The sequence below is a fragment of the Achromobacter sp. EG18 genome (assembly GCF_059759395.1).
The window spans coordinates 2,998,044-3,012,668 of the sequence record NZ_CM186213.1 but is presented as its reverse complement, the minus strand read 5'-3'; the positions used below and the strand labels follow the sequence as shown (position 1 = coordinate 3,012,668).

The window sequence follows — 14,625 nt, the reverse complement described above, 5'->3', positions numbered from 1 at the left end:
TGTGCATGCGGCGCGGCGTGCACGGCCCGGTTTGTGGGACGCGCCAGCAGTCTGTTTCAGACAAGCCAACTGGTTTCCTCATCGCCTTTCAGCAAACTCGTCCCATTCCCTGCGGGAGACGTCAATATGCAATGGCTTACCCTAAAACGCCTGCTGCGCGCCGAACGCGGCATGCGGAAAGCGGATCTATACGGGCAGATCGCGGCCATCCACAAGGCACAGGCGGTTATCGAGTTCGATCTCGATGGCCATGTGCTGATGGCCAACCAGAATTTCCTCGACACCATGGGCTACGAGCTGGACGAAGTGATCGGGCAACATCACCGCATATTCGTGTTGCCCGACGAGCGCGAATCCGCTGATTATCTGGCGTTCTGGGAGCGGCTGGGACAGGGGGCGCATGACTCAGGGCGTTATCGCCGCATTCGCAAGGATGGCGGCGACGTCTGGCTGCAGGCCAGCTACAACCCGATTTTCGACAGGCATGGCCGGCCATTCAAAGTAGTGAAGTACGCCACCGACATTACCGCGCAGCAGCAGCGCCAGGCCGATACCGAAGGCCAGCTGGAGGCGATTTCCAAGGTGCAGGCCATCATCGAATTCGAGCTGGACGGCACGATCATTCGCGCCAACGAACTGTTCCTGAATGCGGTCGGGTACCGCGAGGACGAAGTGCGCGGCAGGCATCACAGCATGTTCGTGTTGCCGGAAGAGGCGCGCGGCTCCGCCTATGCCGATTTCTGGCACAAGCTCCGTAGCGGACGGCACGATACCGGACAATACCTGCGCATCGGCAAGAATGGCCGGCAGGTCTGGATCGAGGCCAGCTACAACCCCATCTTCGACGCCGAAGGGCGGCCATTCAAAGTGGTGAAGTTCGCCACCGATATCACCCGCCGCTTCACCGCCGCGCAGACGCTGCGGGTAGCGGTGCAGGGCCTGACCGAGAACGCCGATCGCGCCGGGCAGGCCAATGCGCTGGCCCAGGATGCCTGTCGGGTGGCCGAAGAAGGGGGCAAGACCGTGGCGGGCGTGGTGCGCACCATGGGCGCCATTACCGAGAGTTCCAAGCGCATCTCCGAGATCATCGGCGTCATGGATGGCATCGCGTTCCAGACCAATATCCTGGCGCTGAACGCCGCGGTCGAGGCCGCGCGCGCCGGCACGCACGGCAAGGGCTTCGCGGTGGTCGCCTCCGAAGTGCGCAGCCTGGCGCAGAACAGCGCGGCGGCGGCCAAGGAGATCAAGGGACTGATTACCACCTCGGTCGAACAGATCGAGAACGGCGCCGGCCAGGTCCAGTCGGCCGGCGTCACCATGGAGGACATCGTGGCGTCGTCGCGCCGGGTCACGGAGATCATGGCCGAAGTGGTGGAAGTGTCGCTGGCCCAGTCGGGCAAACTGGGCGAGGTGACCGAGGACATCACTCACATGACCGCCGATGCCGCCTCGGTGCCGCAGGCGGCCCACGGGTTGCACGGCGGCAACCGCGTCCTGAAATCCGCGCTCAAGCCGGTGGCGCCGGCGGTGCGCGCCCGGCCGGCCGCCAACACACCGTTGCCGGCCGAGCCGGTGCTGGAGTACGTGCGCTACTGAGCGCCCGGGCGGCGGCGTCTTGGCCGCGGCCCGAGTGCGCTATAAATACGGTCTTGTTCGAACCCGTCGGCCCTGGCAGGAGCCTTTCCGCCCGGGCCGCGTCTTTTGCGGCAATGCTCCATGACCGAATCCGAAGCCCTGGCTCTCGCCACCCATCGCCACTACAAGGGCGGTCTCTATCGCTACATCGATACGGCGCGCCATTCCGAGACGGAAGAAGCGATGGTGGTCTATGAGCACCTGTGGCCGCATGCGCGCGGCTTGTGGGTGCGTCCGGCGGAGCTGTTCTTCGGCCAGTTGGCCGACGGTTCGCCGCGCTTCGCGCCGTTGCATCGGGCGGAGTAGGGCATGGCCTTCTATTACCGCAGGGCCCGCGCGCCGGGGGCCGCGGCGCGCTCGCCAGCCGCTGGCCGAGCGCCTTCAGCGGGGCTGTCGGCGGCGCTGGACGCCTTGCGCGGCCCCTTCGTGGTGGCCGATCTGGAAACCACGGGGCTGTCGACAGCGTCCTGCGAAATCCTGGAATTTGCGGCGGTCCGGGTCGGCGCCGACGGCGCGGCCGAGCGCGAATACGCGCAGGTGGTGCGTACCCGCGCCACGGTGCCGCCGTTCATCACGCGACTGACAGGCATTACCGAAGCGGAGGTCGAGCGCCAGGGAGTGCCGGTGGGACAGGCATTTGCCGCGTTCCTGGATTTCGTCGAGGACTTGCCGGTGTTTTTCCACAACGCCTCGTTCGATCGCCGTTTCCTGGATGCCGCGGCGTTGCAGACCGGCCTGCCGTTCGCCAACGCCACCCATTGCACGCTGGCGCTGGCCCGGCGCGCCTGGCCGGAACTGCCGTCGCACAAGCTCGACGTGCTGGCGCGCCACGTGGGCGCCTCGGAGCCGACCCACCGGGCCCTGGCCGACGTGCGCACCACGGTGGCCGTTGCGCTGGCGGCCAGCTCCCGCCTGGCGGCGGCCTGAGGCCATCGCCGGACGGGCAAGCCGACGCCGTTCCAATGGCCCGGCGGACCTAAACCGCATCCGCCGGAAAGTACCCCAGGCTCAGATCACCTTCTGTTCGTGATGCACCTGCGGCGGTTCGACGAAGAAGCCCGCCACGAGTTTGCGCCACTCCTGGAAATCGGCGGATTCCCGGAAGTCCACCATGTGGTTTTCGACGGTTTCCCAGTCCACCACCAGGGTGTAGCGCTGCGGCTGCTCGATGCTGCGGTACAACTCCATGCCATGGCAGCCGCGGGCGCGCAGGAACAACGGCTTGGCCTGTGCCACGCCGGCTTCGAACAGGGCTTCCTGTCCTTCGCGCACGTGGATGCTGGCAATCTCCTGGATCATGATGGTGTCTCCGGATGAAAGTGGCCGGGCAGGGGCCGGCCGGCGGAGTAGTATGGCTCAAAATTTCCCGGCCGATGAACCGATTCCCCGGACCCTGCCCCACTTCATCGTCGCGCGCGCCCCCTTCATCCTGACAGTAAGCCTAACGGCGTGCGCCTGCCGGGCCGCCGTCTTGCGCGCTAGGGAAATCGTGCGAGGGGGCGCCACCGCATCCCATCCTATGAGCTGAGATGCGGCGCAGCAATCTGGCGCCACGGGCGTCCGGTCTCGGCCATATGCATGGCCCGCGACGCGGTAGTCGCAGATTGCCCGACATCTTTTACGTCTTCCTCCCCAGTCTCTTGGGACCGGTCGCCCGTTTACCCGATACCGACGTCCTTAGTCCGGCGCAATCATTCCGTACCAATACGAAAGTCCCAAGCGCCACGTTGCCTCATAGGCGTACTGCGTCGGGGTGGTAAAGGTCCGCGCCGGTCGGCCACCGGCACCTGTTCATCCGCGTGCAGCGGATCAGGAGGAGCTCAAATGAAAAAGCTCGCAGCAGTCGCAGCGTTGTCCCTCGTCGCGGTATCCACCGCCTACGCGACCGGGCCGGGCCAACCCGGCATTTCCGCCTCTGGCTACGTCGGCACCATTTCCGGAACGGTATCCTCGGTCTCCACCGGCACGTCCGTGGTCTCCACCCAGATCAACGGCTACGGCTCGTCGAGCCAGACGTCGTTTGGTGAAACGGGCGGCGTCGCCACCGCGGGGGGATCGTTCAGCCCGGATGGCACCACCGTGGTCACCAGCACCCGCCAATACGCCACCAGCGAGACCTACGGTCACATCCACGGCAACGCGCCGATCATGGTCGGCGACAGCATCGCCAATGGCGGCGCCACGTTCGGCAGCACCACCACCAACGCAACGGCGACGGGAACGTACAACGCCGGCGCGATCGGGGCCACCGCGTCGATCCACGGCATCGGCCCGGTGGGCCACGTGGGCGGTTTCGGTCACTGAGCAGCACGCAATCCGGACGGCTTCGGCCGTCCGGTCGAGAGGACATCATGAAAACCCTTGCGCTTGCCTTATCCCTGTCGCTGGTGGCCTTCTCCGCCGGTGCGCAGACCAGTACTTCTTCCTCGACCACCTCGGCGACATCGGGCTCGACCAACGCCGGCAACAATCAGGGCATCACGTTCAATTCCAACAGCAACGGTTCGAGCACCTTGCGCACCGCCCCGCCCATCGGCGCGCAGAGTTTCTACGGTTCGTTCTCCTCCGACAGCTGCATGGTGTCGGCGGGGGGCGGCGGCTCGGTGGTGGGCTTCGGCATGAACGTGGCTTTTCCGGTCGAGGACCAGAAGTGCAGCCTGCGCCGCAACTTCGAGCGCACCATGCAAGCGGCCGCGTCCACCAAGGACCCCGAGCGTTCGCGTCGGCTGGAAACCGCCGCCGTCGACATCCTGTGCCAGACGGATGACCGCACCAAGGCCGCCCTCACCGCGCAGGGACTGTGCACCAATCCCTCGCTGACCACGGCCGATCACCGCTTCGAGAATCCGACGCCCAACGTCGCGCAGGTCGCGCCGCCGGTGCAGGCCCAATACGCCCCCTCGCCGGCGCCCGGCGCGCAATATGCGGCGAGCGCGCCCGTCGCGCAGGCATATCCTGTGTCGTCCGCGCAGAACATCATGGCCAATTCGCCGCCGCTGCGTAATCCGAGGATGGATCGCCAGGGCTTGCTTGATTTCTACTCGCCGGGTTGACGATCGTGGCGCGCGATCATCGACCCGGGTGGTCAGGGCGTGGCGGCGGGCGCGGCCGCGGCGCCTGGCCCCTCGGCCGCGTCGGGGCGCTGCAAGGCCATGGCTGGAGGGGGCGATGCCAGCAGCATCGTGGGCGGCGACGACACCTCAAGGCCGGCATCGTGCAGGCGCTGCAGCACCGTGAACAGCAGCGCGCTGCGCACGCCATAGGCCGAGCGTGGCGACGAGACGTAGCCCTTGGCGTTAAATATCAGGTTGCCGCCCTCGATGCCATCCAGGAACACATTGGGTGCCGGCGTCTCCAGCACATCCTCGTGGTCGGCAAAGGCCTGCAGGATCAACTCGCGCACGCGCTGCGCATCGGTTGACAGCGGCAGCGGCAGCTTGATCTGCACCAGTCCCAGCGGATTCGAGCGCGTCACGTTGCGTACCGTCTTGGTCACGAACTCCGAGTTCGGCACGATCACGGTGGAACGGTCGCCCATCTGGATCTCGGTGGCGCGCACATTGATCCGCAGGATGTCGCCTTCGACGCCGCCCAGCGACACCCAGTCGCCCACCTTGACCGGCCGTTCGGCCAGCAGGATCAGGCCCGAAACGAAGTTCTGCACCACCGCCTGCAGACCGAAACCGATGCCCACCGACAGCGCGCTGGCGATCCATGCCACCCGCTCCAGCCCGATGCCCGCGGCCGACAGCGACAACGCCACCGCCAGCACGAAGCCGGCATAGCCGAACAGCGTCGCCGCCGACAGCTGCATGCCCGGATCCAGTTCGGTGGTGGGCAGGTAGCGATTCGACAGCCAGCGCTTGAGCATCTTCACGCCCAGCAGCGACAGGCCCAGCACCATCAGCGCCTGCAACACCGCGCCGGGGCGGATCTGCGCCTCGCCGATGGCCAGGCCTTTGCGCAACTGGTCGAAGCGTTGCAACAGATCCATCGGGCCTTCGCCGAAAGGCGCCAGCAGCAGGATGATGGCCAGCAGGGCAACCGCCACCCGGCCCACGCCCGACAGCAGCACGGCCGCCTGGTCGCGCAGGCTGGGCCCTTCGCTGTCATCGCGGTGCGAGGTGCCGAGCAAGGTGCTGAAGCCGTCCTCGATCAGCACGGCCAGCAGGTACGCCGACGCCAGCACGATCACGACCCACAGCACCTGCTTGGTCAGGAAGCTGCCGAACGCGACATACCCGGCCAGCAGGCTGGCCAGACTGATCAGCAGCACCGTGCCGGTGGCCGTCAGCAACAGCGAGGTCCAGAAGGGCGGAGGGGGGCCCTCTTCCCGCAGCGCCCGGCGCCGCAGCCGGCGGCCGATCGACAGCGCCACGGCCATCGTCACCATCACGAACACCGCGACGATGCCGGTCAACGTGATGGTGGTGGTGAGACTGGCGTTCAACAGCACCGGCAGCCGCTCGGCCAGCCAGATCATCACGACCAGCACGCCAAGCGCGCCCGGCAGCCAACGCAGGCGATGCGCCACCTTGTCGGAGATCGGCGGCAGGCGCCATGACGGCCGGTTGGCCGACAGCAGCGCATAACCCAGGCCCGAAACGTAGCCCCCGAAACAGACCGTCACGACGAGGTTGGCCAACAGGGCGCCGGTGTTCTCCGACAACTGTGAATTCCAGTCCAGGCCGACGTGGATCAGCAGGGCAATGATGCCTGGCGTGGCCACCGCCAGCGTCAACAGCGCCACCGCCAGGAACGAGCGGCGCAGCCGTCCCGGCGGCACACGCGTGGCCGTGAGGCGCAGCAGCACCCGGCCGATCCAGACTCGCAACGCGATTACCAGCGCTGCTGCCGCGGCCAGCAGCAGCCAGCCCCATTTCGGCGTCTGGCCGACCGCCGTGACCAGATCGTCGCGCAACGCCACCAGCCGCTCAAGGTCGCCCGGGAATTCCTCGCGGAATTCGGCCCAGAATTGCCCCGACAGGAAGGAATCGCGTCGTTCCCCGAGTCGTGCCTGGAATTGCGTGCGGCGCAGACCCGAGATCTGTTCCGCCGTCTGCGCGGCATCGACCGACAGCAGCCGCGCCAGTTTGATCTGCGCGTCCAGCGCGCGGCTGTTCTTTTCCAGTTGCGTACGCTGCGCGGCGACGTCGGGCGCTTCCTTGGCGCCTGCGGGCGGCGCGCCCAACTCACTCAGGCGGGCGGCGACGCTGGTCAACTGTGGCGTGAGCGCGTCGGCGGTGGCGTCGGCCTTGGACTGGATATCGAGCGCATCGCCGCGCTGCTTGACCAGCTCGGCGTCGTCGGTTTCATCCGGCACCCGTTTGCGGATGTCATCGAGTTGCTTGCGGGCGCCGGCCAGCATGCTGTCGACTTCCGCGGGCGAAGCGGGCGTGGCGGCGAACGCCGGAGCCAGGCACAGCGCCAGCAGCAGGGCGGCGATCAGCGCGGCGAAAGAACGGGCGCGAAAAAGCGGATGTTGCGGGTTCGGGGTCATGTTTCTTGGGGCGATAGGCTCGCATCGAGGCGGCAGCATAACAAGCTGTCGCCCGGTCCGTTGCAACAAAAACTCCTCTGTGTCCCCCTTAGATTCGGGGCGAGCGCGTTTCAGGAACGTCCAACCCGTTTGCCCGCGCCCAGGACCTCATCGCACACCTGCAGCCAGGCGCGGGCGGCGTACGACAAGTAACCCGATTGCTGCCAGATGTGGCCGACTTCCCACTGCAATCCCGATTTTGCCAGTCGGGCGGTGCTCAGGCCGCGGGTCTTCATGCGCCGCATCAGGGGTTCAGGTAGCAGCGCCGCACCCAGGCCGGCGGAAGCCATGGCCACCAGGAAGTCCCAATGCGCGCTCTGGGCCGCAATGCCGGGTTGCAAGCCGGCGTCGGCAAAAGCCTGCCGCAAGCGTCGGGTCATGGCGAAATCGTCCGTCGGGATCAGCAGGCGCGTATCGCGCAAGGCGCTCAGGGGCAATGAAGTCTTGCCGGCCCAGGCCGCGTCCGGCGGCCCGATCACCCAGATCGGATGGCTGCCGAAGGCCCGCGCGGCCAGGCCGCTGTCGGGGACGATCGGCAGGATGGTGGCGCCCACCTCCAGTTCGCCGCTGGCGACCAATTCTTCCACCGCGCGGCCGGTGCCTTCGCGCAAGGTCAGGTGTATCCCGGGGTGAAGTTCGCGGAAGCGTTTGACCACCGGCGTGAACAGCAGGTTGATCATCGGCGGGATGCCCACTTCGAGCGAGCCGCGTTGCAGTTCCGCCGTCTGCCGCATTTCCTCGGTCAGCTGGCGCATGGTTTCCAGCACTTGCAGGCCGCGCTGGTACATCACGCGGCCCGTATCGGTGGGGCGCGCGGTGTGGCCATCGCGCACCAGCAGCGGCGTGCCGGCCTCCTCTTCCAACTGCCGGATCATCTTGCTGACCGTCGACTGCGTGACGAACAGCGCCTTGGCCGCCTGCGTAAAGCTGGCGTGCCTGACCGTTTCCACGAAATACCGTAAGGCGCGCACGTCCATGGCTCATCCCCGCGCAATGCGCGAAACACTCAATCAATGAAAAAAACGACTGGATTGAATGATTTTAAGTCATTACGAGATTTTGCCGGCGCTTCCTATACTGCCGGAAATTCGTCCCGAAACCGCGCTGGAATGCGCGTCGGACGTCAGGAAACGCCGCGTCAGACGGCGCCTGGATGCGAGCGGCGCTTCCGCCGCGTCCGGCCGCAAGTCGCCGGCTATTGAATCAGGAGACACCATGCATTCCGACCGTATCCGCCACCCCGGGCTACGCGCCAAGATCACTTCCGCCCAACAGGCGGCCTTGCTGGTCCAAGACGGCATGACCGTCGGCATGAGCGGCTTCACGCGCGCCGGCGACTGCAAGTCGGTGCCGGCCGAACTGGCCCGACGCGCCGAGCACGAGCCGCTGTCCATCACCCTGATCACCGGCGCCTCGCTGGGACACGACACCGACAAGATGCTGGCGCAGGCCAATGCCTTGGCGCGCCGCATGCCGTTCCAGGTCGACACCACGCTGCGCCGCAAGATCAACCAGGGGGAAATCGCCTTCATCGACCAGCACCTGTCGGAAACCGCGGAACAGTTGCGCGCCGGCCATATCGGTCCGGTCGACGTGGCCATCATCGAGGCGGCTGCCATCACCGAAACCGGGGCCATCGTGCCGACCATGTCGGTGGGCAACTCGGCCTCGTTCGTGCAGCAGGCCCGGTGCGTCATCATCGAGTTGAATCTCGGCGTGCCTGCCGCCATCGAGGGCCTGCACGACATCTACGTGCCCACGGATCGTCCAAAGCGCGAGCCCATGGGCCTGGTGTCGGCTGACCAGCGCATCGGCCGGCCATTCATCGAGGTGGACCCGGACAAGATCGCCGCCATCGTGATCACGCAGGAGCCGGACAGCCCGTCCAACGCCTTGCCGCCCGATGCCGAGACCAACGCCATCGCGGCGCACATCAATGCTTTCCTGCGCCGCGAAGTCGACGCCGGAAGACTGGGCAATTCGCTGCTGCCGTTGCAAGCCGGTATCGGCACCATCGCCAATGCCGTGCTGCACGGCTTCGAATCGTCGGATTTCGAATCGTTGACGATGTATTCGGAAGTGCTGCAGGATAGCGCCATCGAGCTGCTCGACCAGGGCAAACTGGCGTTCGCCTCGGCCTCGTCCATCACGGTGTCCAAGCCGGTGTACGAAAAGATCCTGGCCAACATCGAGCACTACCGCCAACGCATCGTGCTGCGCCCGCAGGAAATCAGCAACGCGCCTGAGATCGTGCGCCGCCTGGGTATCATCGCCATCAATACGGCCCTGGAATTCGATATCTACGGCAACGTCAATTCGACCCACGTTGGCGGCACGCACATGATGAACGGTATCGGCGGCTCGGGCGACTTTGCCCGCAATGCGCATCTGGCGATCTTCGTGTCCAAGTCCATGGCCAAGAACGGCGACATTTCCAGTGTGGTGCCGATGGTGTCCCACGTGGACCACACCGAGCATGATGTCGACGTCCTGGTCACCGAATGCGGCCTGGCCGATCTGCGCGGCCTGGCGCCGCGCGAGCGCGCCCGCGCCATCATCCAGCATTGCGTGCATCCTTCCTACCGAGAAGCGCTGCAGGACTATTTCGACCGGGCCTGCGAACGCGGCGGACAGACGCCGCACCTGCTCGAGGAAGCGTTTTCCTGGCATCAACGCTTCAATGAGACCGACACGATGCGTTCGGTCCCGCCCGCGACCCGCAAGGTCGCCTGAGGCGCGAGCGCCGCTTCCGGCGGCACCGTCTATGGCTTCTCGTCCCGCGCTGCCTGGGCGGGGTCATGGCGTGCCGCGGTGACCAGGCCCTTGCCCGACCGCTCCAGTTCATCGCGCAACCATTGCTTCAAGGCGACCAGCGGTTCCCAGTCGCGCAGACTGGGCCGATAGACCAGGTGATAGGTCTGGGCCTGCTCGTAATGCACGGTCACCGGGGAAACCTGCACCAATCGCCCCGCGCAGATTGCGTCCGCCGCCAGCAGCTCGCGGCCCAACGTGATGCCCAGTCCTTGTTCGGCGGCCTGCAGCATCATGCCGGCGTCGTTGAAAGTGGCCACGGGCGTGACTGGCACCCGCAAGCCGGCCGCGTTGAACCAGTGCTGCCACATGTCGCGTTCACCCAGCAGGGGCTGGCGCGCCAGCGTTTCGGCGGTGTTGTCGGGCAGCGCCGCCGCGGTTTCCGGCGAGGCCAGGGCAATCAGCGGTAGCGGCATGTCGAACAGCGGCTCGGACTCCACCCCGGGCCAGGGACCCCGCCCGAACCGCAATGCGGCGTGAAAGCCGTCACGCAACAGATCCACCACCTGTTGCGAGGTCTCGATCTCCAGCGACAGCCCCGGATGGCGCTTGTGCCAACGCGCCATCCGGGGCAGCAACCAGCGCTGCGCGAACGAAGGCAGCACCGAGACGCGCAAGCGCTGGGCGCTGCCGCTGGCCGCGGCGGACGCGGCCATCAGCCCCTCGTCCAGCAGCGCCATTGCGCTTTGCACGCTGCAAAGCAGCGCGGCGCCGGCCGTGTTCAGCACAATGCCGCGGCCGCTGCGTTCGAACAGAGGAAAACCCAGCTGTTCCTCCAGCCCCTTGATCTGCTGGCTGACCGCGCTGTGCGTCAGATGCAGCCGATCAGCGGCTGCGCGCAGGTTCTGCAGTTCAGCAACGGCGCGGAAGGCGGGTAGGGTATTCAGAGGCAGGCGCATGGAGAGTGTGGTCGAAAAAGGGGAGGACGGGAAACGTTCCGGGCGAGCCCGCACGGATGGCATTGAATTGGTAAGAATAACTTACCGTAGCGGGTAAAACAATTCGATTTTCAGCGGCGCTTTGGGCGAATACGCTTACCAAAACGACGCATCGAGGAGCTGCCCATGTCTGCCGAAACCTGCATCCAACCCACCGGCCCCTTTGGCATCGAGCCGAAACGGCTGCCGACGCCAGAATCGTCCCCGCCGGTCCGCTCCGAATCCGTGATGTCCGCGCCGGCGATAGCCGTCCCGCCAACTGCCGACGCAGCGCTACCGGCCGGCCTCGTCTCCCGCCTCTGGCGCGCGTACCGGGAATGGCGCAGGGAAAGAACGCTGCGCAACCTCGCCGAGAATATGGATCCCTATTTGCTCAGGGACGTCGGCGCGCCGGAGTGGCTGGTGAACCAGAGTTCGGTCGAGGAATCGCTCAAGCGGATCACCCGCATCGACGCCTTGCGTTGGTAGCGGTCGCGGTGGTCCATGGCGGCGAGCAGGCGGGGCGGCGTTCGCCTGGGCCTGCTTGTAATGTTGCCATTGGCCCTGGGGCGGCCGAGCGATGGCGAGGCGCCTGCCTGCCCGGGGCGACGGAGGCCTCCATCCAAGGACCTCTCTCTATATATATAGGGATAAGGGGGAGCGTGCGCCGCCTCTCCACTCTCCCTATGCCGCGCCTCTATCTATATGTGGCGGGTTGCGCTGACGCCTGTCGCCACGAGGCGCCTCGCAACGGCGTAGGCCCTCATGGGGAAAGGGGGGGCGTCAACGGCGCTGCGGCCGTTCAAAGGCTGTGTTGCGCCACCAAACATCATCTTTCTGCAAAATGGTTGTCATGCCGGCGTGACAGGCCGAAATTCTGTGCTATAGTCTCGCTCCTTCGCAGTTCAAGCGGTTTTGTTGAGCGGCGAGGCCAGGCAAGTGCAACGGATCCGAGTGCTAAGGCAAGCGGATCTGTCGCAGGGCAGCAAGGCGGTGAGTCAGCGATGATTCTCTCGAACCGGCGGTCAGCGAGTTTTGCATAGGATGGTGCGAATCAGGCAGAAGCCAGTTGCACGATCTGCAAAAATTGTGCTATAATCTTGGGCTTGGCTGGTGACGGCGAATCAGGGTTTACCCGGTAGGGTGGTCTGGTCAGCGTTGCAAGCCAGTTGGGGCGGTAACCAACCTCCGAAGCGATTTGGGGCTGCTGCGAAAGTGAAGTGATTCACGAAGCGGCGGGGTTGCAAGATAAGGTGCAAGTTAGGCAAAAGCCGGTTGCATAATCTGCAAAAGTTGTGTTATAGTTTCAGGCTTGGCAGTTACCGAAAACTTAGGGTTAACCCTGATATTTCGATAGCTGCTAAAGAGAAAGCCGGGTGTGAGCCTGGTGAGACCTGAAGGGGTCGTAGGCAAGGCAGCGAAGTGAAGCAAGCGACGCTGACTTGACAAACGATAAAAACTTCTTCATAATCTCGTTTCTCTGCTGCTGACACAGCGATCGACGCGAAAGCGAAATCGCCGAAGAAAGCAGAAGATGCAGTAAGTAGTTTGGTAGTACAGAATTTGGCAGTACCGCTCTTTAACAATTAAACAACCGATAAGTGTGGGCGCTTGATGCGAGTGCACAGTGATTGGGTTTTAAACCCTTTCACAAGCACAATGAAATCAAGTGCTCACTAGAAGTGAAGTACCTTAGATGTCAAGTCTAAGCACATACCTCACTTCCTTTGAGTAGCGACGTATGACTCGGTTCTTCGGAACTAAGAAATACGAAACAAATACAGAGATTAAACTGAAGAGTTTGATCCTGGCTCAGATTGAACGCTAGCGGGATGCCTTACACATGCAAGTCGAACGGCAGCACGGACTTCGGTCTGGTGGCGAGTGGCGAACGGGTGAGTAATGTATCGGAACGTGCCCAGTAGCGGGGGATAACTACGCGAAAGCGTAGCTAATACCGCATACGCCCTACGGGGGAAAGCAGGGGATCGCAAGACCTTGCACTATTGGAGCGGCCGATATCGGATTAGCTAGTTGGTGGGGTAACGGCTCACCAAGGCGACGATCCGTAGCTGGTTTGAGAGGACGACCAGCCACACTGGGACTGAGACACGGCCCAGACTCCTACGGGAGGCAGCAGTGGGGAATTTTGGACAATGGGGGAAACCCTGATCCAGCCATCCCGCGTGTGCGATGAAGGCCTTCGGGTTGTAAAGCACTTTTGGCAGGAAAGAAACGTCGCGGGTTAATACCCCGCGAAACTGACGGTACCTGCAGAATAAGCACCGGCTAACTACGTGCCAGCAGCCGCGGTAATACGTAGGGTGCAAGCGTTAATCGGAATTACTGGGCGTAAAGCGTGCGCAGGCGGTTCGGAAAGAAAGATGTGAAATCCCAGAGCTTAACTTTGGAACTGCATTTTTAACTACCGGGCTAGAGTGTGTCAGAGGGAGGTGGAATTCCGCGTGTAGCAGTGAAATGCGTAGATATGCGGAGGAACACCGATGGCGAAGGCAGCCTCCTGGGATAACACTGACGCTCATGCACGAAAGCGTGGGGAGCAAACAGGATTAGATACCCTGGTAGTCCACGCCCTAAACGATGTCAACTAGCTGTTGGGGCCTTCGGGCCTTGGTAGCGCAGCTAACGCGTGAAGTTGACCGCCTGGGGAGTACGGTCGCAAGATTAAAACTCAAAGGAATTGACGGGGACCCGCACAAGCGGTGGATGATGTGGATTAATTCGATGCAACGCGAAAAACCTTACCTACCCTTGACATGTCTGGAATGCCGAAGAGATTTGGCAGTGCTCGCAAGAGAACCGGAACACAGGTGCTGCATGGCTGTCGTCAGCTCGTGTCGTGAGATGTTGGGTTAAGTCCCGCAACGAGCGCAACCCTTGTCATTAGTTGCTACGAAAGGGCACTCTAATGAGACTGCCGGTGACAAACCGGAGGAAGGTGGGGATGACGTCAAGTCCTCATGGCCCTTATGGGTAGGGCTTCACACGTCATACAATGGTCGGGACAGAGGGTCGCCAACCCGCGAGGGGGAGCCAATCCCAGAAACCCGATCGTAGTCCGGATCGCAGTCTGCAACTCGACTGCGTGAAGTCGGAATCGCTAGTAATCGCGGATCAGCATGTCGCGGTGAATACGTTCCCGGGTCTTGTACACACCGCCCGTCACACCATGGGAGTGGGTTTTACCAGAAGTAGTTAGCCTAACCGCAAGGGGGGCGATTACCACGGTAGGATTCATGACTGGGGTGAAGTCGTAACAAGGTAGCCGTATCGGAAGGTGCGGCTGGATCACCTCCTTTCAGAGCTTAGTGCTCGTGTTAAGCGTCCACTCTTATCGGTTGTTTGATATAGCTGGGATCGGTTGTGGGCTTGGGTAGAGGGACTCCTCCCTGTGTCCATGACTTCTGACTACTGATCCGAGAAGGTTTTGGGTCTGTAGCTCAGTCGGTTAGAGCACCGTCTTGATAAGGCGGGGGTCGTTGGTTCGAATCCAACCAGACCCACCAAGTATTCGCAGGTAGAGATGCCGTGGATATGGGGGTGTAGCTCAGCTGGGAGAGCGCCTGCTTTGCAAGCAGGATGTCATCGGTTCGATCCCGTTCACCTCCACCAAGACCTGTGCCTGGTGGGATGTAGAGGCTAACTCATAGTGTCGTGCGGATAATATCTGCCCGGTCTTATGAGTTGGGTTTTACTCAACAG

At 63.6% G+C, this 14,625-nt stretch carries 11 protein-coding genes, 2 tRNA genes and 1 rRNA gene; 10 read left to right on the top strand and 4 right to left on the bottom strand.

Annotated features, from left to right (window positions below; genetic code table 11):
• Positions 1-126 precede the first annotated feature (126 nt).
• The 3 genes from AC6CR5_RS13660 to AC6CR5_RS13650 all read left to right on the top strand — a co-directional run bounded on the left by AC6CR5_RS13660 (position 127) and on the right by AC6CR5_RS13650 (position 2,562).
• Positions 127-1,596 (top strand): methyl-accepting chemotaxis protein, encoded by a 1,470-nt coding sequence (locus tag AC6CR5_RS13660; protein WP_172999831.1) that lies wholly within the window; start codon positions 127-129, stop codon positions 1,594-1,596.
• Positions 1,597-1,716: 120 nt separating this feature from the next.
• Positions 1,717-1,941, top strand: coding sequence for a DUF1653 domain-containing protein (locus AC6CR5_RS13655; RefSeq protein ID WP_024070026.1), 225 nt, complete (start codon positions 1,717-1,719; stop codon positions 1,939-1,941).
• Between the two features lie 3 nt (positions 1,942-1,944).
• Positions 1,945-2,562 carry a 3'-5' exonuclease gene (locus AC6CR5_RS13650; RefSeq protein WP_109439381.1) on the top strand — a complete coding sequence of 206 codons (618 nt, stop codon included), beginning with the start codon at positions 1,945-1,947 and terminating at the stop codon, positions 2,560-2,562.
• An 81-nt stretch (positions 2,563-2,643) separates the two neighbouring features.
• Here the strand turns inward: AC6CR5_RS13650 and AC6CR5_RS13645 are convergent, their stop codons facing one another.
• Complete coding sequence (locus tag AC6CR5_RS13645) at positions 2,644-2,934, bottom strand: antibiotic biosynthesis monooxygenase family protein (protein ID WP_020926874.1); 291 nt, start codon at positions 2,932-2,934, stop codon at positions 2,644-2,646.
• A gap of 525 nt (positions 2,935-3,459) precedes the next feature.
• Between AC6CR5_RS13645 and AC6CR5_RS13640 the strand changes: the two genes are divergently transcribed.
• Both AC6CR5_RS13640 and AC6CR5_RS13635 read left to right on the top strand, forming a co-directional pair.
• Positions 3,460-3,939: a hypothetical protein gene (locus AC6CR5_RS13640; RefSeq protein ID WP_020926875.1), complete on the top strand. Its 480-nt coding sequence runs from the start codon at positions 3,460-3,462 to the stop codon at positions 3,937-3,939.
• 47 nt (positions 3,940-3,986) lie between these two features.
• Positions 3,987-4,688: a hypothetical protein gene (locus AC6CR5_RS13635; protein ID WP_020926876.1), complete on the top strand. Its 702-nt coding sequence runs from the start codon at positions 3,987-3,989 to the stop codon at positions 4,686-4,688.
• A 32-nt stretch (positions 4,689-4,720) separates the two neighbouring features.
• On the opposite strand, the gene AC6CR5_RS13630 is transcribed toward AC6CR5_RS13635, so the two are convergent.
• Positions 4,721-7,135 (bottom strand): DUF3772 domain-containing protein, encoded by a 2,415-nt coding sequence (locus tag AC6CR5_RS13630; protein ID WP_172999830.1) that lies wholly within the window; start codon positions 7,133-7,135, stop codon positions 4,721-4,723.
• Positions 7,136-7,245: 110 nt separating this feature from the next.
• The gene (locus AC6CR5_RS13625; RefSeq protein WP_047993206.1) at positions 7,246-8,151 is read right to left on the bottom strand and encodes a LysR family transcriptional regulator; all 906 of its coding nucleotides are present in this window, start codon (positions 8,149-8,151) and stop codon (positions 7,246-7,248) included.
• A 238-nt stretch (positions 8,152-8,389) separates the two neighbouring features.
• Between AC6CR5_RS13625 and scpC the strand changes: the two genes are divergently transcribed.
• The gene (scpC, locus tag AC6CR5_RS13620; protein ID WP_054446944.1) at positions 8,390-9,907 is read left to right on the top strand and encodes a succinyl-CoA:acetate CoA-transferase ScpC; all 1,518 of its coding nucleotides are present in this window, start codon (positions 8,390-8,392) and stop codon (positions 9,905-9,907) included.
• Positions 9,908-9,936: 29 nt separating this feature from the next.
• On the opposite strand, the gene AC6CR5_RS13615 is transcribed toward scpC, so the two are convergent.
• On the bottom strand, positions 9,937-10,884 hold the full coding sequence (locus tag AC6CR5_RS13615; protein WP_058665075.1) for a LysR substrate-binding domain-containing protein: 948 nt from the start codon (positions 10,882-10,884) through the stop codon (positions 9,937-9,939).
• Between the two features lie 165 nt (positions 10,885-11,049).
• On the opposite strand from AC6CR5_RS13615, the gene AC6CR5_RS13610 reads away from it, so the two are divergent.
• From AC6CR5_RS13610 to AC6CR5_RS13595, 4 genes are all read left to right on the top strand, one after another.
• A complete protein-coding gene (locus tag AC6CR5_RS13610; protein WP_233639434.1) occupies positions 11,050-11,391 on the top strand; it encodes a DUF1127 domain-containing protein in 342 nt (113 codons plus the stop codon).
• Between the two features lie 1,300 nt (positions 11,392-12,691).
• Positions 12,692-14,222: ribosomal RNA gene (locus AC6CR5_RS13605) — 16S ribosomal RNA — on the top strand.
• 130 nt (positions 14,223-14,352) lie between these two features.
• Positions 14,353-14,429: transfer RNA gene (locus AC6CR5_RS13600), tRNA-Ile, on the top strand.
• 30 nt (positions 14,430-14,459) lie between these two features.
• Positions 14,460-14,535: transfer RNA gene (locus tag AC6CR5_RS13595), tRNA-Ala, on the top strand.
• Positions 14,536-14,625 lie beyond the last annotated feature (90 nt).